The following is a 23,166-nucleotide window of genomic DNA, read 5'->3' as shown; positions in this document are numbered from 1 at the left end:
CTAAACCTTCTCTTCCTTAGCGCCCTTTGCGTCCTTTGCGGTTCGTTTAAAAATTATTACGTGCATCTCCTAGAGAATTGGTATGAAAATCTAGACTCCTATAAAAAGTCTACACCCTTCAACTTTATCATCCATTGCTTGTAATCCGAGGGATAACTACCGTGACAACCGTAGATACGGTACTAAGTAAACACGATAATGGCCTTAACTTCTCCACTTGGTCTTATAACAAAAACCAAGTTTGGAAAGGTTCTTTAGAAACAGTATCTTTTGAGAAACAAACCATCAAAGATAAATTGATGGTATTAAATAAACCCTGCTACATCGTGAAAGTTGCCGGAAAAATCGGTGTCACCAACGAGGGGTATTTATCCCCTGGTGATAATGGCACAACAGCACAAGTAGAACTCTTAACATTTGCAGCCCCAATCCGAATTCAACAGTTTGGAGATCCCAATTTCCTCTCCGCTTATGGAGTAAAATATGCCTACGTTACCGGCGCAATGGCTGGCGGAATTGCTTCCGAAGAAATGGTCATTGCACTAGGAAAAGAGCAAATTTTGAGTTCCTTTGGTGCAGGTGGTTTAACTCCAGAACGTTTGGAAGCAGCCATCAATCGCATTCAACAAGCTTTACCTCAAGGGCCTTATGCTTTTAATTTAATTCATAGTCCCAATGAACCAGCAATTGAACGCCGCGCCGTAGATTTATACCTCAAATATCAAGTGAGAACAGTAGAAGCGTCTGCATTTCTCGACTTGACCCCCAACATTGTTTATTACCGTGTTGCTGGATTGGGATTAAACAACGCCAATCAAATCGAAATCAAAAATAAAGTCATTGCCAAAATTTCTCGTCGAGAAGTTGCGACTAAATTTTTGCAACCAGCACCAGCGAGAATACTCAAAGAGCTTCTTGAACAAGGATTAATTACCGAGTTACAAGCAACCCTTGCAGCAAAAGTTCCAATGGCTGATGATATTACCGTCGAGGCTGATTCTGGAGGTCATACAGATAACCGTCCACTGGTTTGTTTGTTACCTTCTATTATTGCCTTGCGGGATGAAATACAAGCCCAATCTCATTATCAAACACCAATTAGAATTGGAGTAGCAGGGGGAATTGGGACACCACAATCAGCATTAGCAGCCTTTATGATGGGCGCAGCTTATGTAATGACCGGTTCCATTAATCAGTCATGTGTTGAATCTGGAGCTTGCGAACATACTAAAAAGTTACTAGCTCAAGCAGAAATGGCTGATATGATAATGGCTCCAGCAGCCGATATGTTTGAAATGGGAGTCAAATTACAAGTTCTCAAACGGGGTACAATGTTCCCAATGCGAGCGCAGAAATTATTTGAACTCTATCGCGCTTATGGTTCCATTGAAGAGATTCCTTTGGCAGAAAGAGAGAAATTAGAAAAACAAGTTTTTCGCAAAACTATTGCTGAAGTCTGGGAAGGAACTGCGGCTTATTTATCCCAAAAGAATCCTGAGAAACTGGGGAAGGCAGTCAATAATCCTAAACTGAAAATGGCGTTGATTTTCCGTTGGTATTTAGGATTATCTTCCCGTTGGTCTAGTTCTGGCGAAAAAGGTAGAGAAGTAGATTATCAAATTTGGTGTGGCCCGGCAATGGGCGGTTTCAATGACTGGGTACGCGGTTCTTACCTGTCTGAACCAAATAATCGTGGTGTAGTTGATGTTGCTAATCAAATTATGACTGGTGCAGCCTTTTTGTATCGCGTCCAAAATTTGAAAATTCAAGGGCTGCAAACTTCCGATTATTACAGTCAATATCACCCTGTTCGTTCTACATTATTGTTGGAGATTTAAAAATGACTATAAAACAGTCTTTCACAGCAGACGATATTCAAATATTTTTGGTATCTAATTTAGCTAAGTTGCTAGGAGTAGCAACCGATGAAATAGATGTCAAAGAACATTTAGAAAACTATGGGTTAGATTCAGCCCAAGCAATGATTCTAGTAAGTAACTTAGAAAAGTTGCTCGGATTTCAACCATCTCCGTTGCTATTGTGGCATTACCCAAATATTGAAGCTCTTTCACAGCGTTTAGCTGAAGAAGTGCAAGAAGGTTCACCAATTCAAGATACAAAGGTGACAGCTTCTAATGCCAATGCTGCTCCCTCTATTCTAGATTTAGGTGCTGAGGCTGTTCTTGACCCCACCATCCATCCTGGTGCTGGAGCTAATGTGCTTGTGGGTGAACCCAAGAACATCTTTATAACTGGAGGAACCGGCTTTTTAGGAGCTTTTATCATCCGGGAATTGCTACAAGAAACCAATGCCGATATCTATTGCTTAGTGCGTGCTGCCAATGCCGAAGAAGGTAAAAGCAAACTCCAAAAGAATCTGGAACAATATGCAATTTGGCAGGAAGAATTTAAGTCCAGAATTATTCCGGTTGTCGGCGATTTATCTCTGCCATTATTAGGTGTTGGTTCGGAACAGTTTCAAATGTTAGCTACCAATATTGATACTATTTATCATAGCGGTGCTTTGTTGAATTATGTTTTTCCCTATTCAGCGCTGAAAGCAGCCAATGTTTTAGGAACTCAGGAAGTTCTAAGATTGGCTTGTCAAGTTAAAGTCAAGCCTGTACATTACGTTTCTAGTGTGGCTGTTTTTGAATCCACGGCTTATGCTGGCAAGGTTGTTAAAGAACAGGATGAGTTTAATCATTGGGAAGGTATTTATCTTGGTTACTCTCAAACGAAATGGGTAGCTGAAAAGTTAGTTAAAATTGCTCGTGATCGTGGGCTGCCTGTAACTATCCACAGACCGCCACTGATTTCAGGTGATAGCAAAACTGGCATTTGTAACACACATGACTTTATCAATCTGATGACCAAGGGCTGTCTACAAATGGGATATTTCCCTGATGTAGATTATATGTTGGATATGTCACCTGTAGACTATGTAAGTAAAGCAATTGTTTATCTATCAAGACAGAAAGAATCTATAGGTAAAGCTTTCAATTTACAACATCCCCAACCTGCTGCTTTGAAAATACTAGTTGAGTGGATACGCTCTTTTGGTTATTCAGTTGAAATGATTCCTTATGAAAAATGGCAATCTGAGTTAATCAATAATGTGACTTCTGCCGACAATCCTTTGTACACTCTGCGACCATTTTTGCTGGAACGTTGGTCTGATGAACAACTGACTATTCCTGATTTGTATTTACAAGCTAGAAGACCCCATATTAGCTGCCAAGATACTCTTCATGCATTGGCAGGTAGTTCTATTGCTTGTCCTCCAATTGACTCTCAATTGTTTATGACTTATACCGCTTACTTGATTCAAAGTGGTTTCTTAAATCTCGCTTAGGAATTTCAACTTCTGTAGGATGTGTTAGGAATGTAACGTATTATCCCTGATACTTCGGTACGTTACGAAAGCCGTAACACACCCTACAAAATAATTTTTTAGTCCATGTTTTTAAAACACAGTACTGTTGAATAGCCAAGATTTCAGATGCCAAGAATAACTCATACTCCCACACTGGCAATATAATTGCCCTATTTTTTTATGCTCAATAATGTAAATTTTTAGTATTCACCTCTTGACATCAGCAATTAAGGATAGAATGGTTAGTGTCGGGGATGAAAGTTTGATTTTAGCTGCTGGCTTTGGTAAGTAATAAAAAGCCAGTAGTAATAGTTTGAAATAACCAAACTTCTTTAATGCCTCACTTATTCGATGCATAAGTCCTAAGTTTACGTTTGGACTGCTACATCTATCCAAGACATCATACAAGCATTTGAAAAGGTAATAACCAAGACATTTCTTGTCGGTTCAAATATTACGCGTACTTAATTGTAGAACGAGAACCACTGTAAATGCAACGCCGCTTCATCAAGTTGAATTCACCAATATTCTTACATGAACACAACACATCAAGGTCGGAGGAAAAAAACTGCTCTTATTACTGGGGCAGCCGGTGGAATTGGCTACGAATTAGCATGTATTTTTGCTGCTCATGATTACAATCTGGTATTAGTAGACAGAAACGGATTAAAGCTTGTAGAAATTGCTGCTAAATTCCAAGAAAAATTTGGAAATCTTGTCAAAACTATTGTTAAGGATTTATCTATATCAACGGCTCCTGAAGAAATTTTCACGGAGTTGCAACTCGCCGATATTAATGTTGATGTGCTGGTAAATAATGCTGGATTTGGTATTTATGGATTATTTCACGAAACAGACTTAGCGACTGAGCTAGAAATGCTACAGGTAAATTTGGTGTGTCTCACCCATTTAACCAAGCTATTCGTGAAGCAGATGGTAAAGCAAGGTGAAGGCAAAATCTTAAACGTCGCCTCGGCTGCGGCTTTTCAACCTGGGCCTTTGATGGCGGTTTATTTTGCTACTAAAGCTTATATCTTATCTTTTTCGGAAGCGATCGCTAATGAATTAGAAGGTACAGGTGTCACTGTGACAGTTCTTTGCCCAGGTTCAACCGCATCTGGCTTTCATGAACGTACTGGCATGGCTGACTCTAAGTTGCTCAAGGGTAAGAGGATGATGGATGCAAAAACAGTAGCTGAAGTTGGTTTCCGTGCCTTAATGAAGGGTCAAACCATTGTCATTCCTGGTTTACTCAATGCAATACTTGCAAAAAGCGTCAGATTTGTACCCAGAAACCTGGTGACAAAAATTGTCCGAAATATGCAGGAGGACAAATAAGCAGGGGAGCAGGGGAAGAATTCATAACTCTTGACCAATCACTAGCATTAATATTGCCAACACTTCAAATCCCAGCCAAAATTCTCTACAGCAACAGCAGCAACATAATTGTTAGCGGGTACTAGTTCAAAAAGACTCCAGTCTTCAGATATCTGTAACTTGGCTGGTTCTGTGGGAGTGAGCGACACTTCAATTTGCTCTAACTGGGATAGTCCGTCTCCAGTTGCTTTTAAATAAGCTTCCTTACAAGTCCAGTAACGGAAAAATACTTCTTGCTGTTGGTTGGGAGATAGCGATCGCAACATTTCATATTCTCTCGGTAAAAAGAACCGTTTGGCAAGAGCTTCTAAATCAGACATCGGGCGAATATATTCTAGGTCTATACCAATTGGGCGAGTACAATTCACTGCACACAAACCCAAACCTTGAGAATGAGACAAGTTAAACGCCAGTCCACTATCAGCAAATGTTTCTGCTAATACTGGTTTGCCACGCTGTTGATAATTAAACTGCACTTGTGACGGCTCAATACCCAAATAGCGACCTAATATAGTTCGCAGGATACCACGGCCAGCGATGAAACGCTGCCGGTGTTCCTGAAAATAGAACCGTTCCGCACGAGCCATTTCATCGCTCGAAAGAGTTGCTGCTAAATTTTCCAGTTCTAGTTCTGGTTGGTCAAGTTCTATACGCCAGACATGAATCTCATCTGGTAACAAAGTTAAATTTGTGGGCGCAGGTAGCCAGAGATTCATAATAATTCGTAATTCGTAATATTTCGACTTCGCTTAGTACAAGTTAGTTAAAATCTTAATTATTACCTTTGCTATCAAAAAATAGTGATTATGGACTGGGGACAATACATTCACTCTGACCCCAAAATATTATTAGGTGAAACCAACGGTAAAAGGTACAAGGTTATCTGTTGAATTCATACTTGGTTTCTTGGCTAACAGTTGGACGGTACAGCAAGTTTTAGATAATTATCCAACTTTAACACCACAAGCTCTGCAAGCTGTATTTGTTGCTGAGTGTATGCGAGATAAATCTTTGTATATGCTACCGTTTTTATCTGAGTCAGCGTGATGCTATTTTTAGCAAACGAAAATTTCCCGATGATCAGTGTTATCCGCTTGCGGAATGCTAGTTATGATGTAGCTTATGGTAGCGAAGATGCTTCTGGTGCGGAAGATTTGCTAGGGTAAAGACACATACCATTTTGACAAATCGGACTACGGAACTTAAAATTACGAATTACGCTGTTGCTCCAACCATTCTAAAACCCGATTCCATGCCCACCAAGGGTCAGAATCTTTTACTTTACGTTGACACTCTTTGCTACTCAAATAGCCAACATGACCGCCGTATTGAGTAAGTAACAAATCTATTGCGGAATTGCGATCGCACGCTTGTTGTAATTCCGGTATGATGGCTGGGTCAAAAAGTGGATCGTCAGCAGCATATAAAATCAAAGTTGGTTTCGAGATTTGCGGCAATATTTGTAAAGCACTACTCGCTTGGTAATATGCTTCCACAGAAGAAAAACCTAATCGCTTAATTACCAGTTCATTATCAAAACCCCAAATACTATTCGCCCGTTCAATGGCTTCTGGTTCAATGCTTCCAGGATGAGCATCATGGATTCGCCATGCCAGTTTTTTTAAATTCTGGGCAATCCCCGCTTCCAAATATCTGCCCAAGGGCTTAGTAACTAGATAAGATAGCGATCGCTCCGAATCTAAACTCGGACATATCACCATACCACCACCAATATCGCTATCTGTTAGCCCTAAATCTTCGTTCTCCCTAATTACCTCACCAGCTACCTTCACTGCCCATAGCGCTAATTGCCCCCCTAAAGAATACCCTGTAAACCAAAATTTACCGAGACATCCCATTGCTTTAGCAGCAGCCGCAATGCGAACAAAATCTTCCCCCTCATACAAACCATCAGAAGTTAGAGTCGGGGACAATTCGGCTGTTTTACCGTGGGCCCGCCAATCAAATAACACCACAGCGTATCCTTGAGCATAAGCTTTACGCGCTAGTACTCTCAAATACCATTCTGTTTCTAACTCTCCAGTAATGCCATAAGTACCGATAATTGTGCTGTGAGCATTATCAGGTATGGCAACCAAGCCAAAAATTGGCACACCTTGGGCACCAACAAAAATTTTTTCGTGATAAGACGGTTCTGGGTCTTTAGCAGTCCTTTCCCAGTGGCGCTTTCCCCACAAAGCGGTGTATACAGTCATGATCACACCGTTTTGTAAAAACCAAGACGGATTGTAGGGGGGAGTATAACACATCATAGACTATAAGATTTCGTGTGGTTGAGTCTTGATTTCACAGTCATTTAATCTTAATATTTATGTAAGATTTAAAAACTTTTTTAGAATCGATTCAAAAATCTTTGTATCTATCAAAGGTTGTTAATTATCCTTAATAAGTAGTAGTAATTTTTAAGAATGCCGAGGATTCTTGTCATAGACGATGACCCAGCGATTTCAGAACTAGTTGCCGTCAACTTGGAAATGGCTGGCTACGATGTTAGTCAAGCTGAAGACGGCATCAAAGGTCAAGCGCTGGCTCTCCAGCTACAACCAGACTTGATCATGCTCGATTTAATGTTGCCCAGGGTAGATGGGTTTACCGTTTGCCAACGCCTGCGCCGCGACGATCGCACCTCTGAAATTCCCGTATTAATGTTAACGGCTTTGAGCCAAACTCAGAACAAGGTAGAAGGCTTCAATGCTGGCGCAGATGACTACCTCACTAAGCCTTTTGAAGTTGAAGAACTGCTGGCGCGGGTGCGGGCGCTCTTGCGACGGACTGATCGCATTCCTCAAGCAGCAAAGCATAGTGAGATTTTAAACTATGGCTCACTCACCCTCGTTCCCGAAAGATTTGAGGCAATATGGTTCAATGAGACAGTGAAATTGACTCACTTGGAATTTGAGTTACTTCACTGCTTACTACAACGCCACGGTCAAACAGTTTCTCCCAGCGAAATCCTCAGAGAAGTTTGGGGCTACGATCCTGATGATGACATAGAAACGATTCGAGTCCATATTCGCCACTTGAGAACGAAGCTAGAACCAGATCCCCGCCACCCCCGCTATATCAAAACAGTATATGGTGCTGGATACTGTCTTGAGTTACCCGGTATCCCTCAAGCAAGCGAAGGAGTTTCCACAACACTGGTTGAATAAAATTACGCTAAATTCCCTTAACTAAGCCATGAATTAGGCAAGAAATCTCCGCAACTCTTATTCCTTACCGTTTAGTTAAGATTACTGCGATTCACAGGTGTGTAGAGAAGTTGCAAGGTTGCAAGGTAACTTCTCTACAAGAATTAATCAGAATATTGCCAAAAAACATTCCCACTTTTACTTTTCCCCTGCTATAGGTAGACGGATGGTGAATCTACTACCTTGCCCTGGCTCAGATGTTACATCAATTGTGCCTTGATGTGCTTCAACAATGCAGCGAGATAGATATAGTCCCAAACCACTACCAGAACGCTGGTGTTTACCTTGACGAAATCGCTCAAACAATATTGCTTGGTCTTGTTTAGAAATTCCTGGCCCTGTATCTTGGATATCAATAATCACATCTGCTGGAGTCAGATGGCAGTTAATATCTATAGAACCTTTGTCTGTAAATTTGATAGCATTGCCGAGAATATTTGTTAAAACTCGCCGCAGTTCTACGCGATCGCCCATGATGGTGCTTGCGACTTCACCTCGATCGATATTTACAGCCAATCCTTTTTCTTCAGCTAAGGGAGTTAATTCTTGGGTAACTTCACTAACTAGTTCCTCAATATTGCAGGCAGAAATCTTTAAGGTTTTACAACCTGCTTCATGACGATAAACTTCTAGCAAGGTGTTTACCATTTCTAGCAGGTCTTGGTTACTGCCAATCATGGTATCAATTATTTCTTGCAATTGTGGCGAAACATCGCAAAACCTACCTTCCAGCAATAATTTTAAGACGCGGTTGGAGGCTACTAGGGGTATACGTAGATCGTGAGTAAAACGCGAGACAAAATCTGCCCGCAGGTTAGCCATCTGATCTCGTTCGTCGATGCTATGTTTAAGGCGCAAGAGCGATCGCACTCGTGCATGTAGTTCATCAGGATCGAATGGTTTACGAATAAAATCATCTGCACCAGCATCGAGTCCTTCCACAACGCTAGACTGATAGTGAGCCGTTAGCAGCAGAATCGGGATAAATGGCAATGCCGGATTCTTTCGGATACGTCGAGTAAATTCATAGCCATCTATCTCCGGCATCATCACATCTAAGAGAATGATGTCTGGTGGTGACTCCTCAACCATAGCCAAAGCAATTTTGCTATCTTCCACCAAGCTAATTTCATAGCCCTCATCTTCTAGGACTGCTTCTAACACCAGTAGATTGTCAAAAACATCATCGACAGCGAGAATTTTATCTTTTTTGACAGTTTTAGTTAAAGACATGGCTGAATAAAAAAAAGAAGTGCTTGGCTATCCCTAGCAAATCTAGTAATAGCTTACTTTACCAGCGCTGAGATTATTAAGGATTCACATTTTCCTTTAAAGTTTCTTGAATTAAATATTGTGTTATCTAAGTAAATACCCTGTACTTCAGCATACTTAATAGTACTAATTAAGTAGTATTAATTATTGTAAGTATATTAATCGTCTAATTAAGTAGAACGACTCGGAAAAACCAAACTATGTTAAGAAAATTAAATATTCACACCAAGCTACTTATCTAAACAATATCTGTATCTGGGTTTTATTGTATGTACGTCATCATAGCCACTGTGAGGGTAACTATTTATTTAATAGTCATCGACTCTTGCTTGCTGCCGGATTTTTAATGAAAAATTTTTGACCGTAACACATCTATATCAGGTTAAGGTATAAAAATATTTTTCATTGAATTATCTTGTCATATCAAAATTCTTGCCTTAGAAAAACTTATCAGATAAGGCAATTTATGTCTAACGGTAGATGAACTTCAGGAAACAATACCAAGTGTATTGCTTTTTGTATAAGATACCGAATAGAAGAACGAGATTATTTTAATCTGTACTTTCGATAGATAACAGTAAAGTTAAGTAACTATGAGTGAAATCAAGATCCTTCTGATTGAAGATCACAACCTAACGAGAATTGGTTTACGGTCTGCCTTACAAACCCAGCCAGAGTTTAACATTGTTGGCGAAGCTGCTAATGCAGCTGAGGGCATCAAGCTTCTGAAAACTCTCAAGCCTGATGTTGCGACTATTGATATCGGTTTGCCTGACATGGATGGGATTGAGCTAACACGCACATTTAGGCAATATCAATCAGAAAACGAAGACTATACAACAAAGCTGCTAATTTTAACGATGCAAAATAGCGAACAGGCTGTTTTAGCAGCATTTGCAGCAGGTGCAGATTCTTATTGCATGAAGGATATCGAAACTGAAAGACTGGTAGAGGCTGTGCAAACGACTTATGCAGGTAGCTCATGGATCGATCCGGCGATCGCAGACCTTGTACTACAGCAAATACGTCAAGATTTCCCCGACGGCAGCAGAGGCGCATCTGGAAAAAGAGTTTTGATTGAAGGTATTGATCCAGATACCGAGAAAAGTATCGTCAGCTATCCTTTAACTCATCGAGAGATGGATGTTTTAGAGTTGATTGTCGCTGGGTGTGACAATGCAGAAATCGCTAAAAGACTCTATCTAACAGTCGGTACTGTCAAAACTCATGTTCGAGGTATTCTCAATAAACTCTGTGTTGCTGACCGGACACAGGCTGCTGTCCGAGCTTTGCGGGCTGGATTAGTACCGTAAATATACTTATTAATAATTATATTTAGGTCAAAACGATTACTTCTAAAAAGATTTATGAAGAAATTGTTACACACTTTAGTAAAATGACATAATCGACAAACAAATAAGTATTTTTCCTCATATACATGATAGCGGATCAATTTCCCTGGCTTACCGCGATTGTCTTGCTGCCACTCGTTGCCTCCCTGCTCATCCCTGTGCTACCTGATAAAGATGGCAAGCGCGTGCGGTGGTATGCATTAGGTGTTGGTATTGCAGACTTTGCCTTGATGTGTTACGCCTTTTGGAAGCATTACGATGCCAGCAGTGCTAGTTTTCAACTCGTTGAGAATTATGCCTGGATGCCTCAGTTAGGTTTAAACTGGGCCGTATCAGTTGATGGACTTTCAGCGCCACTTGTGCTTCTAGCAGGATTTGTCACCACACTCTCGATTTTTTCAGCTTGGCAAGTCGATCGCCGTCCGCGCCTTTTCTATTTCTTGATGTTGGTGCTGTACTCAGCACAGGTAGGGGTGTTCGTTGCCCAAGACTTGTTGCTATTTTTCATTATGTGGGAAGTAGAACTGATTCCCGTCTACCTACTAGTCTGCATTTGGGGTGGGCAAAGACGGCGTTATGCGGCTACAAAATTTTTGTTGTATACCGCAGCCGCTTCTATATTTATTTTGGTGGCAGCCTTGGCAATGGGGCTATACGGTGGCGGTGATATGACATTTGATATCACCGCCCTCGCCAATAAGGAATATCCACTTGGACTACAACTGCTACTTTATGCAGGGTTGCTGATTGCATTTGGTGTCAAGCTTGCTGTTTTCCCGATGCATACCTGGTTGCCTGATGCCCACGGTGAAGCATCCTCTCCTGTATCGATGATTTTAGCTGGTGTATTGCTGAAGATGGGCGGATACGGACTGATTCGCCTGAATCTTGAACTACTTCCCGATGCACACATTTACTTTGCGCCCGTTCTAGCCATTCTTGGTGTTGTCAACATTATCTATGGTGCATTAAACTCCTTTGCTCAGACGAATATGAAGCGGCGTTTGGCTTATTCGTCGATTTCTCACATGGGGTTTGTACTGCTTGGGATTGCCTCATTCACTGATTTGGGAATCAACGGCGCGATGTTGCAAATGATCTCGCATGGTTTGATTGCATCGGTGCTGTTCTTTTTAGCCGGCGTTACTTACGATCGCACCCACACAATGGTAATGAAAGATATGGGCGGTGTTGGTCAAGCCATGCCCAAAGTCTTTGCCCTATTTACAATCTCCGCGATGGCATCCCTGGCACTTCCTGGGATGAGTGGCTTTGCTGGCGAACTCTCCGTATTCGTTGGGATGACAAGCAGTGATGTTTACAGTTCAACTTTCTGCACCGTGACGGTTTTTCTCGCCGCAGTTGGAGTTATCCTCACACCTATTTATTTACTTTCAATGCTGCGAGAGGTATTTTATGGTGACGGTGCAGCACTCATCTGCGACATTAATAATGCAGGCTTAGAAAATCAAGAAGATGACGGAACAGTTTGTTTTGGTACAGACTGCCTCGTGCCAGAGGATGCAGTTTACGATGATGCTAGACCGCGTGAAGTGTTTATCGCTGCATGTTTTTTGCTGATGATTATTGGTATTGGTTTTTATCCTAAGATGGCCATGCAGATGTATGACGTGAAGACTATTGCAGTGAATGCTAATCTTCGCCAGTCTTATGCGATAATCTCGCAAACAAATCCTCAGATTTTTGCTAATCGATTGTTGGTTCCGCAAATTTCAGAGGTTGAGGTAGAACCAGTTTTGGAAACTTTGAAGTAAGCTTTTTGACCAATATACTTGTCAAAAAAAGCGATCGCTAACTTAGAGAAAGAACTTCTAGGTATCTTTAAGAGGAAGAACAGAGTATTGATAGCCTATCACTGTAGATAGGCTGTCAATCCCCAATCATTATCAGGATGCCCAACATGTTTTTTCTGGAAAAGATCCTTTTTTCCAATCTTGCCAAACCTTTACTGCTGCTCGTTGAAAAAATGTCTGTGAGTTTTGCTCTGGTGTTTCTTGAAGTTCTTTAACTTCCCCACTAAATTTATCTATCCACAAAGAGCCGAGACGATCTTCATGTGGGCCAAAGCGGTAAGTAACGCCGATCTCATCCTCATTTTCTTTTAAATTTATCTATCCACAAAGAGCCGAGACGATCTTCATGTGGGCCAAAGCGGTAAGTAACGCCGATCTCATCCTCATTTTCTTTTAAAATTAATACGTAAAAAGCCATAACAGATTAATGTGGTTTATAAAATAGCATTACTAGTAAACAAATTAACCCTTTACATGAGATGCTGGTTGATGATTACTGAGTTTTACCAATGTCTGTTGTTTCTGCCATCACTGTTACCGTTCCCGCCACAACTGCGAATTTGGGGCCTGGTTTTGATTGCATCGGTGCAGCATTAAAGCTGTACAACGAGTTCAAGTTTACTCGCCTAGAAGAAGGTGGGTTAACTATTAATGTCAATGGTGCGGAAGCTGAACGAGTCCAAACTGATGAAAGCAATCTCCTCTACCAAGCGTTTGTCAAATTCTATCAACATATAGAGCAAACGCCGCCGAGTGTAAAAATAGAAATTAAGTTAGGTGTCCCAATGGCGAGGGGTTTGGGTAGTTCGGCGACAGCAATTGTTGGCGGGTTAGTTGCTGCTAATCAACTTGAGGGTGCAACTCTGTCTCAGTCACAGGTGATGGAATTAGCGATCGCAATGGAAGGACATCCTGATAATGTAGTTCCAGCTTTGTTGGGAGGATGTCGTCTCGCTGCTACCACTGGCACAGCTTGGGAAATTTGTGATATTCCGTGGCATAAAGATGTTGTACCAGTTGTGGCTATTCCTAATTTTGAACTTTCCACTTCAAAGGCGCGGGGAGTTCTCCCCACGGAGGTGAGTCGCGCCGATGCAATTTTCAATACAGCACATTTGGGGTTACTATTGCGCGGCTTAGAAACTGGTAACGGACAATGGTTAAAGACAGCTTTGCAAGATAAGTTGCATCAGCCCTATCGTAAAGCTTTGATTGCTGGGTACGATGCTGTTAACATCGCAGCTGTTAGTGCTGGTGCTTATGGTATGGTGATTAGTGGTGCGGGGCCGACACTGTTAGCTTTGGCAGATAAACTAAACTCGAAAGCTGTGGAGGCGGCGATGTTAGCTGCTTGGCAAGAAGAAGGAATTACAGCCGAAGTGCGATCGCTAACTCTCGATACCCAAGGCGCAAAAAGCTTTTAATATTTGATTTTATGGAGCAAATTCAGGCTGAAATGGCGGCGCTTAACTCTCAAATTCAAATTCTCCTAGAAGAACGTGCTGCACTCACTATTAATAATGTCATCTCTGGCGAGAATGATTCACCCCAGGCAATGGTTGAAGCGTATCGCCGTCAAGCTAGAGAAAACGCCCAATTATCAGTTGAACTCCAGGGCATCGATGCTGCGATCGCTGCTTTAGAAGTCCAGATCAAACAAAAACAAGGTAAGTTAGTGCGATCGCAAGTTGCATCAAAAGAACTTATCCAACAGCAAGAGCTAGAAGAAGCGAAAGAAGTGGCTCAGGTTCATGCTCAACGCATTAATGAACTTGCTGGAGAATTGGCGGCAGAAGTCCGCCTCCTTAAACGTTGTGCTAATGAATTGAGTCCAATCTATTGGCGGATTTATTACAAACCCTTCATTACTGGGTTCAAGACAATCTCCGTTCCTTATGTCCGCTCTGATGGGGAAGTGTGGACAATTGTCAACCGAATTGTTTAATGGTCAGCAGTTCTAAACTAGAAATACTTTACTAACATTCATTGACTTTTTCAAGAACCATTTGATATGACAAGACAGTTGCTAATATCGTCCATTAAATAATTATTGAGAATGAGGTGTTGAAGAAGGTAGGAATTTTATCGATTATCACAGGATATTACTGGGATTTAGATAAAAAACCAAAAAAAGCCTCAAATCTAGATAAAGATATACTTTGACATCGTTTTGCTTGGTATATTGCCATAGCTGAAATCCAGCTATTTTTGAGTACTTGGCGTATTTCCCTTACCCTGCATAGGTTTGAGGCTTGTTTCTACCTCAAAAATGTTCCAGAAAATGTAACGGTGGCTTTAGCTGCCGTTTTTTGTTGACGTTGCAAAACTTTACATTTAGAATTAAAAGCGGCAAAATCCGACAAGTATTTATCCTGAAAAATTGACATTCGATGAGTATATATTCTTGTCAAAAGAAAAAATTTAATATTGTAGAGTTCAAAAATGTTTACAAAACTCAAAATTCCTTAATATAATGTAACCAAAAGCGAAAAGGCAATATTGATTGTCAGAAGTGATGAATGCTATTGAATTTCCCTGGCTAACAGCCATAATTCTCTTACCCTTGGTGGCAGCCTTAGCTATCCCCCTGATCCCAGACAAAGAAGGTAGAACTGTGCGGTGGTATAGTCTGGGAGTTGCGATCGCTGACTTTGCACTGATGATTTGTGCCTTTTGGTATAAGTACGACTTTCAAAGTTCGACACTCCAACTTGTAGAAAACTATCCTTGGATACCGCAATTAGGTTTGCATTGGGCTGTGGGGGTTGATGGTTTATCAATGCCCTTACTGCTTCTAACAGGCTTAATAAATACCCTCGCAATCTTCGCGGCTTGGAAAGTTACCACCAAGCCGCGATTATTTTATGGCTTGATGCTAGCGATGTACAGCGCCCAACTTGGCGTATTTCTCGCCCAAGATTTGTTGCTGTTCTTTCTAATGTGGGAAATCGAGTTAGTGCCGGTTTACCTGCTGATTTCCATCTGGGGAGGACAAAACCGCCGTTATGCAGCTACCAAATTCATTCTTTACACCGCCGCCGCATCAATATTTATCTTGATTGCCGGTTTTGCAATGGCATTCTCTGGAGATACAGTCACCTTCGACATGGCGACTCTGGGAATGAAAGAATACCCCAAAACCTTGGAATTGTTGGTTTATGCAGGTTTCTTGATTGCCTTCGGTGTAAAACTGCCGATTTTCCCCTTACACACTTGGCTACCTGATGCCCACGGTGAAGCATCTGCACCCGGTTCAATGATTTTGGCTGGTGTGTTATTAAAAATGGGTGGTTATGCCCTCATCCGCTTCAATGTGGAAATGTTGCCCAATGCCCATGTGACTTTTGCCCCGGTGCTGGCAATTTTGGGTGTGGTTAACATTGTCTACGGTGCTTGCTGCGCCTTCGCTCAAACCAATCTCAAACGCCGCTTGGCTTACTCTTCAATTGCCCACATGGGGTTTGTGCTAATTGGTATTGCCTCCTATACAGAACTGGGTATCAGTGGTGCAGTGTTACAGATGGTTTCCCACGGCTTAATTGCTGCTAGCTTATTCTTCCTGTCTGGCGTGACTTACGATCGCACCCACACCTTAATGATGGATAAAATGGGCGGTATGGCCAAGGTAATGCCCAAAACCTTTGCTCTGTTTACCATTGGTTCAATGGCTTCTCTTGCTTTACCCGGAATGAGTGGTTTTGTGGGTGAGTTGATGGTGTTTCTCGGTATCGCCACCACTGATGTTTACAGTTCCAGCTTCAAAATTTTAGTCGTACTGCTGTCAGCAGTTGGCGTGATTTTGACACCGATTTATTTACTATCGATGCTGCGTCAAGTATTCTACGGCGAGCAAAATCAAGAGTTACACTTGGATGCTGTAATATCTGATGTCAAACCCCGCGAAATATTTATTACCGCTTGTTTGTTGCTGCCAATCATCGGTATCGGCTTCTATCCCAAATTAGCAACGCAGACTTATGATGTGAAGGCAGTAGAATTAGCTGCCCATGCTCGTCAAGTTTTACCAGTTGTAGCCCATCAGCAACCATCAAGTCTGTACTCGCGGATTTTTACAGCGCCAACATTGGCTGCTTCTCAAGTTGAAAGTTCAATTAATATTTCTGAGTAAATTAACTTCCCATTAAGGGGCTGCAAGTAAATTCTAAATATTAGGGGAATAAAGGGGTGGTTTCATTCTCTTAACTCTATGTCCGCATTTGTCAGATGACTAAATTGTGGTTTTCCTCGCGGCTTAGGTTGTAAGTTTCCTTCAAGTTTTTGTTGTTTTACAAGCTTTTGCACTAAACTCTTTGAGACGGAAAATATGTTAGCTACTTTCCTGATTGAGATGTTTTTCTGGAGATATGCTGCAACTATTTTTTCTCGAAGATCGACAGAGTATGATCAAAAAATTAATGCGATCGCTAAACAAATCACTGGTTCTGGAGTAAAATTGTTTGCCAGATAAGCGTTGCGGCTCAAGGGTAAACTGGATTTATGCACTGTGGTGCGATCGCTGTTAACCTCTTTTTAAGGCAAGCAAAGGTTAGAAAATCTTAAGTACTTTTCCCCTAAATATCCTCAGTTGTACCTGCTGTGAGCAGCCGCTTCATTTGGTTAGCCAATAATTCTAGCCCAGCATCCTTGGCAAAAAATCCGTCTGCCTCTGGACACATTTGTTTGCCATGTACCTCTAACTCATTCTTGCTCATGTAAGCCGTGGCTAGGATGACTACAGGAGAACGAGGCAAGTCGCGCTTGAGATCGGCAACGATTTGGATGCCATCTATATTTGGCTCATACTGAGCCGTGGGTAGCAGCACAAAATCTACCAAAAAGATATCGTACTGATTTAATTCCTCTATCTCCCACAAGAAACGAGACACAGACTTGTAGGTTTCCACAGCATATTCTTGCTTCATAAAGCGTTCGACAATCCTACACCAGTGTTCGTCATCATCCAAAATCGCCAGCTTGTACATTAAGATTCAACTCCTTTTTTGACCGAGAAGAGTAATAATATCCAGAAAGGCATCATAGTCAGTGATGGGTTTGGTATAGCAACTGTCAGCCCCAGATTGGGACAGCAAAAGATGTTGCTCGGCAGGCATAGTGTAAGCCGTCACCAAGATAATTGGTATGTGTTTCCACTGTGACTTTAGATGGCGCGACAGCATAGAGCCATCGATTTTTTCCCCTTGCCAGCGTGCCCCCCGCAAATTGATATCCATAATCACCAGTTCTACTGCCCCCGCTTGGCATTGTTGGAATATTTCTTTTGGTTCGGCAGTAATAAACACCTGATGACCCCCCAAACGTTCGATTAGTTTGGCGGTTCCCTTAGCCAGGAGTTGGTTATCTTCAACCAGTAGGATGTTCAAGACTGTCACCTCTAATCTGACTCGGTTTGTTTAGGGGCAGGGTAAAGCTCACTGTGTTTCCCTGGCCTAGCCCAGGACTTTCAAGCCATATCTTACCACCCATCAGTTCCACCAATCGCTTACAGATAGTCAGCCCTAACCCGGTGCCTGCGTAGGAGCGCTGAATAGAACCATCAGCTTGCACAAATGGAGAAAACAGTTGCTCTGAGTCTTCCATGTCAATGCCGATACCTGTGTCCTGTACCGAGATTTGAGCCATTTTCCCAGTCCTATCGACAATAGCCTGGACATCAATTTGTCCCTCATCTGTGAATTTAAAAGCGTTATTCAGCAGGTTTGTCATCACCTGGCGGACTTTGATATTATCGGCGAAAACAGTCTCGATTTCACAATCGAGTCTCAGAGGAATTGACTTACAGAGGCTTTGGGCATTTGAGAGAAAACATTGCTCTTGTAAAAGCTTTTTCAGATAAACCGTCTCTAACTCTAAAGCTATGCGTCCGTTTTCAATCTTGGCAATGTCAAGCACATCGTTGATGATAGTAACAAGATTTTCCGTCGATTGGTAAGCGCCATCTATATATTGGCGCAACTCATCTTCGTCTTCATAAAGGCGCTCTTTGAGCAACTTTAAGTAGTTTAAGGTCGAGGCCAGAGGGGTTCGCAGTTCGTGGCTGGTAGAAGCCAAGAAGGTACTCTTGAGGCGACTTACCTCTTCGGCGGCTGCTCGGGCATGAGAGAGGGCTTGATTGTGCATCTCAAGTACCAGGCGTTGCTGCCGTTCGCGCTCATAGAAGCGGTTTTGCAGCACAGCCAGCGATAGGTGAATGTTCAAAGATTGGATGAGTTCTATCTCTTCGATGCTCCAGGGATGAGCTTTATCTTGTTTGAGCGCCTGCCATTGCGCCATTGACTGACGGGGAGGCTGTTGACGCTCATCGCCTTCCTCATAGCCCGGCCAAAGGCTTGGTGTGCCGATTTGGTCACGAAAGAAGGTTAGATACCCTAAAAATTCTTTACCATAATACAAAGGTTGAACAATCAAACCCTGAATCACTTTGGTCTGGAAGGATTCGAGCAGCTGTTGCAAACGTGGTTCTTCCTGAAGATTAATTACTACTCGCAGAGCAGGCTTATCCTCTTGGGTTAAGTCAGTGTCGATGGGAGTATGAGTTTTCCCTACCTCTTGCCAGAGGGGATAATTTTCTAGTAACTGTGGTTGCTCAAGCTCCGATGAGGCCGGTTGATTTCCGTAAGTATAAATATGGGCGGGTATTGCCTCATCGAGGGAAGTTAGGTACAACCTCCCTCCAGAACTGCCAGATGCTTTGACTGCTTGTTCTAGAACATTATGCAAAATCTGCTCATGGGTCAGAGGCGCGTGTAGCATAGTGGCAATTTGATTGACGATCGCTTCGCGTTGCTGCTGCTGCTGTACCTGACTCAGCAGGCTTGCCTGGGTAATTGCCAGTGAAACCTGGTCAGCAAGCAATTGGATGACCTGCAAATCCTCAGATGTAATTTCTCTGGGTTCGGCATGATGAGAAATCAACAGCCCCCAGAGTTCCTGTTGATAAATTATTGGCACCACCAAAGAAGATTGCACACCCATCTGGGTGAGATAGTCTATATGGCAAGGGTCTACGGGACGGCTTAAGATATCTTCGAGGGGTTGCTCTTGGACTTCTTGAACGGTTAAGTCGCCGGTTGCCGTCGTTTTGGGGGTCGGCAACGAGTTGAGGATAATTCGTTGTTCGCTAACATTGACAATGCAACGGGTACGTGCTTTTACAAACAAATCCCGCGCTTGGGGGGGAATATCATCAGATGGATAGTGCAATCCCAGCAAAGAAGGCAGGCGGTTTGGGGCACTGGCTTCGGCAACGACGTGTCCATGCCCGTCGCCATCGAAGCGGTAGACCTTAGTCCGGTCGGTTTGCAAAAATGCCCGCAACTCGACTACAGTTGCATCCAAAATCTCTTGGAGGTTCAGCGATTGCCGGATTCGGTTGGACATCCGAGCTAGTAGAGCCTCTTTGCGTTCACTCAGGAACTGATCTTTTAGGTTTCTAAAACCGGAATTTGTAGCCAACTTTTACCTCGATTTCTGAGGATAACTATATTATCAACATAGTTTGGTTTTTCGCGATCGTTTTACTTAATTCGTAATTTGCATTGCATACAGCACTTACTGAAGTTATAAGGTATACTAATTGACCGAATTATCGTTGATCTGGGATTAGAAAATCAGGACTTAAGCCCTGATTTTCTAACCACTAAAGTGCATTTATTTTATGTAGATATTAATTAACACAGTTGACTTATACCAATTCTTTATGAAGATGCATAGAATATTAAACGAACCGCCAAGTACGCCAAGAGCGCCAAGAATAAAGAGTTACTCATTCAGTGCAGCTTCACATTAAATTGGTATTAGCCTAGCCGCAAGTTCGGCGGGGTTTATCTGCTCGTAGTGTTCAAAAGGTTGATGAATCCAGGGATTGTCAGGTAGATAATCAACATAATAATTGGGTGCTATAACTGAACAGGCTTTATACCAAAGTACGGCGGTGCGAATTTCTTCAATGGGAAACTCAATATTTTGCTTGAGCCAAGATATAGTCTGTTCGAGGGTGATGCCAGAGTCTACTAAATCATCCACTAAGAGAATGCGTGAACCTAACTTTTCGGCAGTCATTGTCAAGTGACGGGCGAGATTTAAATTATTTCTTTCTTGCTGACCGGGGCCACTGTAAGATGAGGCTGCTAAAATTGCCAGTGGTTGTTGATATATCCGAGAAAGAATATCTCCAATTCTTAGTCCTCCTCTGGCAAGACAGATAATCTGGTTAAATTCCCAACTGGATTGATAAATCTGAATAGCCAGTTGTTCAATTTTTTGGTGATAATCTGACCAAGAAACGTAAAGGTCTGGCATAAGTCTAACGGAAGTAGTAGATAGCTAGTATTGAAGGCGATGTTCTACGATGGGCTTACGCCTACGCAGATTTTTTATTTTAGTATGAGTACAAAGTTTTATGAATGATTCTACTGCTGATGGTGATGCCCAACGAGATATTCTCAGTAAAAAACTCAATTTTAAAACAAAACTGGCTTACGGTGCAGGAGATTTAGGGCCAGCAATTACTGCAAATATCTCTGTCTTTTATCTGCTGATTTTCTTTACCAATGTCGCTGGTATCCCTGCGGGTTTAGCTGGCACTATTTTGTTAATTGGCAAAATCTGGGATGGCGTAAATGATCCGCTTGTCGGGTTCCTGACTGATAAAACGAAATCTCGTCGTTGGGGTCGTCGTCTTCCTTGGATGTTTTATGGAGCAATCCCCTTTGGAATTTTCTTTTTCTTGCAGTGGATTGTACCGCGATTTAGTGCAAATCAGAGTGATAATATTTGGCCGATGTTCTGTTATTACGTAGTGATTGGGGTGATATCTCAGTCCTTTTACACAGTTGTGAATTTGCCTTATACGGCAATGACTCCAGAACTAACTCAAGATTACGACGAACGCACCAGCCTTAACAGCTATCGCTTTACATTTTCCATTGGTGGCAGCATTCTGTCGTTGATTTTAGCGCAAATTGTTTTTTCGCAGATTCGCGATCTTCAAAAAGCGTATCTGGTTTTAGCAGCAGTTTGTACAGTAATCTCAATTTTAGGATTATATTGGTGCGTTTTTGGAGTCCGCGATCGCATCCAGGCTTTTGAAGCTAAACGCATCCAAGTCGAGGAACCTGAATCTCTCCCCTTCGGCGAACAGCTAAAAATTGTCTTCAGCAACCGACCTTTTTTATTTGTTATTGGTATATATCTTTTTTCTTGGCTAGGTGTGCAGATTACAGCCAGCATTATTCCCTTTTTTGTAGTCAATTGTATGGGTCTAAAATTTGAATCAGATGTAACGCCAGTGCTGATTACAGTTCAAACAACTGCCCTGCTGATGCTATTTGTATGGGGATATCTGAGTAAGAAAATTGGCAAAAAAGTTGTCTATTTTCTCGGAATGAGTTTATGGATAATAGCCGCCGCCGGACTATTTTTCTTACAACCTGGTCAAATACTTTTGATGTATGTGATGGCTGTTATGGCTGGTATTGGTGTCTCCACAGCTTATTTAATTCCCTGGTCGATGATTCCAGATGTGATTGAATTAGATGAACTCCAAACCGGGCAGCGCAGAGAAGGCATATTTTATGGCTTCATGGTTTTACTACAAAAATTTGGTTTAGCTTTCGGGCTATTTTTGGTGTCAACTGCTTTGCAAGCAGCCAATTTCAAAGAATCTGTAGCCGGAAGTCCACTACCCACCCAACCGGAATCAGCATTGTTTGCCATTCGCATTGCCGTTGGCCCCATACCTACAGTTTGTTTGCTTTGTGGCTTGGTTTTAACGTATTTTTACCCAATTACCCGCGAGATGCACGCAGAGATTATGCTGAAACTCAAAGAACGGCAAGAAAAGAGGACAAATTCGTAATTCGTAATTACGTTATGATTGGGGCTTAAATCCACATCCATAACGGGGCGACACTTCGAAAAACTCTGTTACCACCTGTAGAGGTTGGGGACTCTAACCCGATTTTTTATAGCGGTTCCCATTCAGATGCGGTACAACATTATATTGCGAAGTGTAGGGGCACGGCACTGCCGTGCCCCTACGGGTAGACCTTACGTAAACGAGAACCCCTATAATTACGAATTGGTAATGATGTTGAATTCTTAACTACGAATTACGAATTACTTTAAGCGGTTTCTGTGAACATACCAGTTCGTGCAAATTCTTCTTCTTCAGGGGTGAAGATGGGAGCTTTATCGGTAAGTTCAGGCTCAAAGTAGTATGTCTCTTGCAGAAACTCGCCACAAATAATAGCTTCTTCTAAATCTCTAATGTGGTTCTGTGCAACTATACATGCTTCCTTGAGGTTATTTGTATCACCCTTTTGCAACAGCAGCGTTTCCACGGGGCACTTTGCGCCATCGCCTGAAAACTTTAGCTTAGAGGATGTTTTAAAAGTCCTCTGCTCGGTAGCAAAACGTTTTAGATCCCCCTAAATCCCCCTTAAGAAGGGGGACTTTTAGAGACTTTGCCCCCCTTTTTAAGGGGGGTTGGGGGGATCAACAAGTGCCTAAAATTACAGCCGCCCACTTTTAAAACATCCTCTTAGATGGAGTGGCAAAAAATTTGAATGGGTGCGATCGTCAATTTATAACTCGTTAACGAGTATAAAAGACTCATTAATCAGTATAAAAGACTCATTACAGCACTTACGTCTGTTATGAGGTACACTGAATTAAAATATAAATTCTTTTAAATGAAGTCATACTCTGTCGACCTTCGAGAAAAAATAGTTGCAGCACATCTT

Annotated in this window: 20 protein-coding genes; 12 read left to right on the top strand and 8 right to left on the bottom strand. The window is 42.1% G+C overall.

Annotated elements, in window-relative coordinates; genetic code table 11:
* The first annotated feature begins 161 nt into the window (after nucleotides 1-161).
* From V7K38_RS27895 to V7K38_RS27885, 3 genes are all read left to right on the top strand, one after another.
* Nucleotides 162-1,838, top strand: coding sequence for a PfaD family polyunsaturated fatty acid/polyketide biosynthesis protein (locus tag V7K38_RS27895; RefSeq protein WP_334862770.1), 1,677 nt, complete (start codon nucleotides 162-164; stop codon nucleotides 1,836-1,838).
* 2 nt (nucleotides 1,839-1,840) lie between these two features.
* Nucleotides 1,841-3,355 carry a thioester reductase domain-containing protein gene (locus V7K38_RS27890; protein WP_334862768.1) on the top strand — a complete coding sequence of 505 codons (1,515 nt, stop codon included), beginning with the start codon at nucleotides 1,841-1,843 and terminating at the stop codon, nucleotides 3,353-3,355.
* A gap of 555 nt (nucleotides 3,356-3,910) precedes the next feature.
* On the top strand, nucleotides 3,911-4,714 hold the full coding sequence (locus tag V7K38_RS27885; RefSeq protein WP_334862766.1) for an SDR family NAD(P)-dependent oxidoreductase: 804 nt from the start codon (nucleotides 3,911-3,913) through the stop codon (nucleotides 4,712-4,714).
* Between the two features lie 47 nt (nucleotides 4,715-4,761).
* On the opposite strand, the gene hetI is transcribed toward V7K38_RS27885, so the two are convergent.
* Complete coding sequence (hetI, locus tag V7K38_RS27880; protein ID WP_334862764.1) at nucleotides 4,762-5,469, bottom strand: 4'-phosphopantetheinyl transferase HetI; 708 nt, start codon at nucleotides 5,467-5,469, stop codon at nucleotides 4,762-4,764.
* A 136-nt stretch (nucleotides 5,470-5,605) separates the two neighbouring features.
* On the opposite strand from hetI, the gene V7K38_RS27875 reads away from it, so the two are divergent.
* Complete coding sequence (locus V7K38_RS27875) at nucleotides 5,606-5,800, top strand: DUF433 domain-containing protein (RefSeq protein ID WP_334862762.1); 195 nt, start codon at nucleotides 5,606-5,608, stop codon at nucleotides 5,798-5,800.
* A 161-nt stretch (nucleotides 5,801-5,961) separates the two neighbouring features.
* Here V7K38_RS27875 and V7K38_RS27870 read toward each other — a convergent pair whose 3' ends face one another.
* Nucleotides 5,962-7,026 carry a YheT family hydrolase gene (locus V7K38_RS27870; protein ID WP_334862760.1) on the bottom strand — a complete coding sequence of 355 codons (1,065 nt, stop codon included), beginning with the start codon at nucleotides 7,024-7,026 and terminating at the stop codon, nucleotides 5,962-5,964.
* A 156-nt stretch (nucleotides 7,027-7,182) separates the two neighbouring features.
* Between V7K38_RS27870 and V7K38_RS27865 the strand changes: the two genes are divergently transcribed.
* The gene (locus V7K38_RS27865; RefSeq protein ID WP_334862757.1) at nucleotides 7,183-7,926 is read left to right on the top strand and encodes a response regulator transcription factor; all 744 of its coding nucleotides are present in this window, start codon (nucleotides 7,183-7,185) and stop codon (nucleotides 7,924-7,926) included.
* A gap of 177 nt (nucleotides 7,927-8,103) precedes the next feature.
* Here V7K38_RS27865 and V7K38_RS27860 read toward each other — a convergent pair whose 3' ends face one another.
* On the bottom strand, nucleotides 8,104-9,198 hold the full coding sequence (locus V7K38_RS27860) for a hybrid sensor histidine kinase/response regulator (RefSeq protein ID WP_334862755.1): 1,095 nt from the start codon (nucleotides 9,196-9,198) through the stop codon (nucleotides 8,104-8,106).
* Nucleotides 9,199-9,830: 632 nt separating this feature from the next.
* Here V7K38_RS27860 and V7K38_RS27855 point away from each other — a divergent pair.
* The 6 genes from V7K38_RS27855 to V7K38_RS27830 all read left to right on the top strand — a co-directional run bounded on the left by V7K38_RS27855 (nucleotide 9,831) and on the right by V7K38_RS27830 (nucleotide 16,871).
* Nucleotides 9,831-10,550: a response regulator transcription factor gene (locus V7K38_RS27855; RefSeq protein WP_334862754.1), complete on the top strand. Its 720-nt coding sequence runs from the start codon at nucleotides 9,831-9,833 to the stop codon at nucleotides 10,548-10,550.
* A gap of 125 nt (nucleotides 10,551-10,675) precedes the next feature.
* Complete coding sequence (locus V7K38_RS27850; RefSeq protein ID WP_334862752.1) at nucleotides 10,676-12,364, top strand: NAD(P)H-quinone oxidoreductase subunit 4; 1,689 nt, start codon at nucleotides 10,676-10,678, stop codon at nucleotides 12,362-12,364.
* A 548-nt stretch (nucleotides 12,365-12,912) separates the two neighbouring features.
* A complete protein-coding gene (gene thrB / locus V7K38_RS27845) occupies nucleotides 12,913-13,827 on the top strand; it encodes a homoserine kinase (RefSeq protein ID WP_334862750.1) in 915 nt (304 codons plus the stop codon).
* An 11-nt stretch (nucleotides 13,828-13,838) separates the two neighbouring features.
* On the top strand, nucleotides 13,839-14,348 hold the full coding sequence (locus tag V7K38_RS27840; protein ID WP_334862748.1) for a hypothetical protein: 510 nt from the start codon (nucleotides 13,839-13,841) through the stop codon (nucleotides 14,346-14,348).
* 570 nt (nucleotides 14,349-14,918) lie between these two features.
* Nucleotides 14,919-16,532, top strand: coding sequence for an NAD(P)H-quinone oxidoreductase subunit 4 (locus tag V7K38_RS27835; RefSeq protein ID WP_334862746.1), 1,614 nt, complete (start codon nucleotides 14,919-14,921; stop codon nucleotides 16,530-16,532).
* A 195-nt stretch (nucleotides 16,533-16,727) separates the two neighbouring features.
* Nucleotides 16,728-16,871 (top strand): hypothetical protein, encoded by a 144-nt coding sequence (locus V7K38_RS27830; protein ID WP_334862744.1) that lies wholly within the window; start codon nucleotides 16,728-16,730, stop codon nucleotides 16,869-16,871.
* A 103-nt stretch (nucleotides 16,872-16,974) separates the two neighbouring features.
* Here the strand turns inward: V7K38_RS27830 and V7K38_RS27825 are convergent, their stop codons facing one another.
* The 4 genes from V7K38_RS27825 to V7K38_RS27810 all read right to left on the bottom strand — a co-directional run bounded on the left by V7K38_RS27825 (nucleotide 16,975) and on the right by V7K38_RS27810 (nucleotide 20,722).
* The gene (locus V7K38_RS27825; protein ID WP_334862742.1) at nucleotides 16,975-17,385 is read right to left on the bottom strand and encodes a response regulator; all 411 of its coding nucleotides are present in this window, start codon (nucleotides 17,383-17,385) and stop codon (nucleotides 16,975-16,977) included.
* A 6-nt stretch (nucleotides 17,386-17,391) separates the two neighbouring features.
* The gene (locus V7K38_RS27820; RefSeq protein WP_334862739.1) at nucleotides 17,392-17,793 is read right to left on the bottom strand and encodes a response regulator; all 402 of its coding nucleotides are present in this window, start codon (nucleotides 17,791-17,793) and stop codon (nucleotides 17,392-17,394) included.
* A complete protein-coding gene (locus V7K38_RS27815; protein ID WP_334862737.1) occupies nucleotides 17,765-19,876 on the bottom strand; it encodes a sensor histidine kinase in 2,112 nt (703 codons plus the stop codon). Before V7K38_RS27815 ends, V7K38_RS27820 begins: the two co-directional genes overlap by 29 nt.
* 330 nt (nucleotides 19,877-20,206) lie before the next feature.
* Nucleotides 20,207-20,722, bottom strand: coding sequence for a phosphoribosyltransferase (locus tag V7K38_RS27810; RefSeq protein WP_334862735.1), 516 nt, complete (start codon nucleotides 20,720-20,722; stop codon nucleotides 20,207-20,209).
* Between the two features lie 100 nt (nucleotides 20,723-20,822).
* Here V7K38_RS27810 and V7K38_RS27805 point away from each other — a divergent pair, with 100 nt between their 5' ends.
* Nucleotides 20,823-22,280 (top strand): MFS transporter, encoded by a 1,458-nt coding sequence (locus V7K38_RS27805; protein ID WP_334862733.1) that lies wholly within the window; start codon nucleotides 20,823-20,825, stop codon nucleotides 22,278-22,280.
* 265 nt (nucleotides 22,281-22,545) lie between these two features.
* Here the strand turns inward: V7K38_RS27805 and V7K38_RS27800 are convergent, their stop codons facing one another.
* Nucleotides 22,546-22,764 (bottom strand): hypothetical protein, encoded by a 219-nt coding sequence (locus V7K38_RS27800; protein ID WP_334862731.1) that lies wholly within the window; start codon nucleotides 22,762-22,764, stop codon nucleotides 22,546-22,548.
* Nucleotides 22,765-23,166: the final 402 nt, after the last annotated feature.

Source organism: Nostoc sp., assembly GCF_036917465.1.
GTDB lineage: Bacteria > Cyanobacteriota > Cyanobacteriia > Cyanobacteriales > Nostocaceae > Nostoc.
This window is presented reverse-complemented; position numbering and strand designations above follow the sequence as displayed.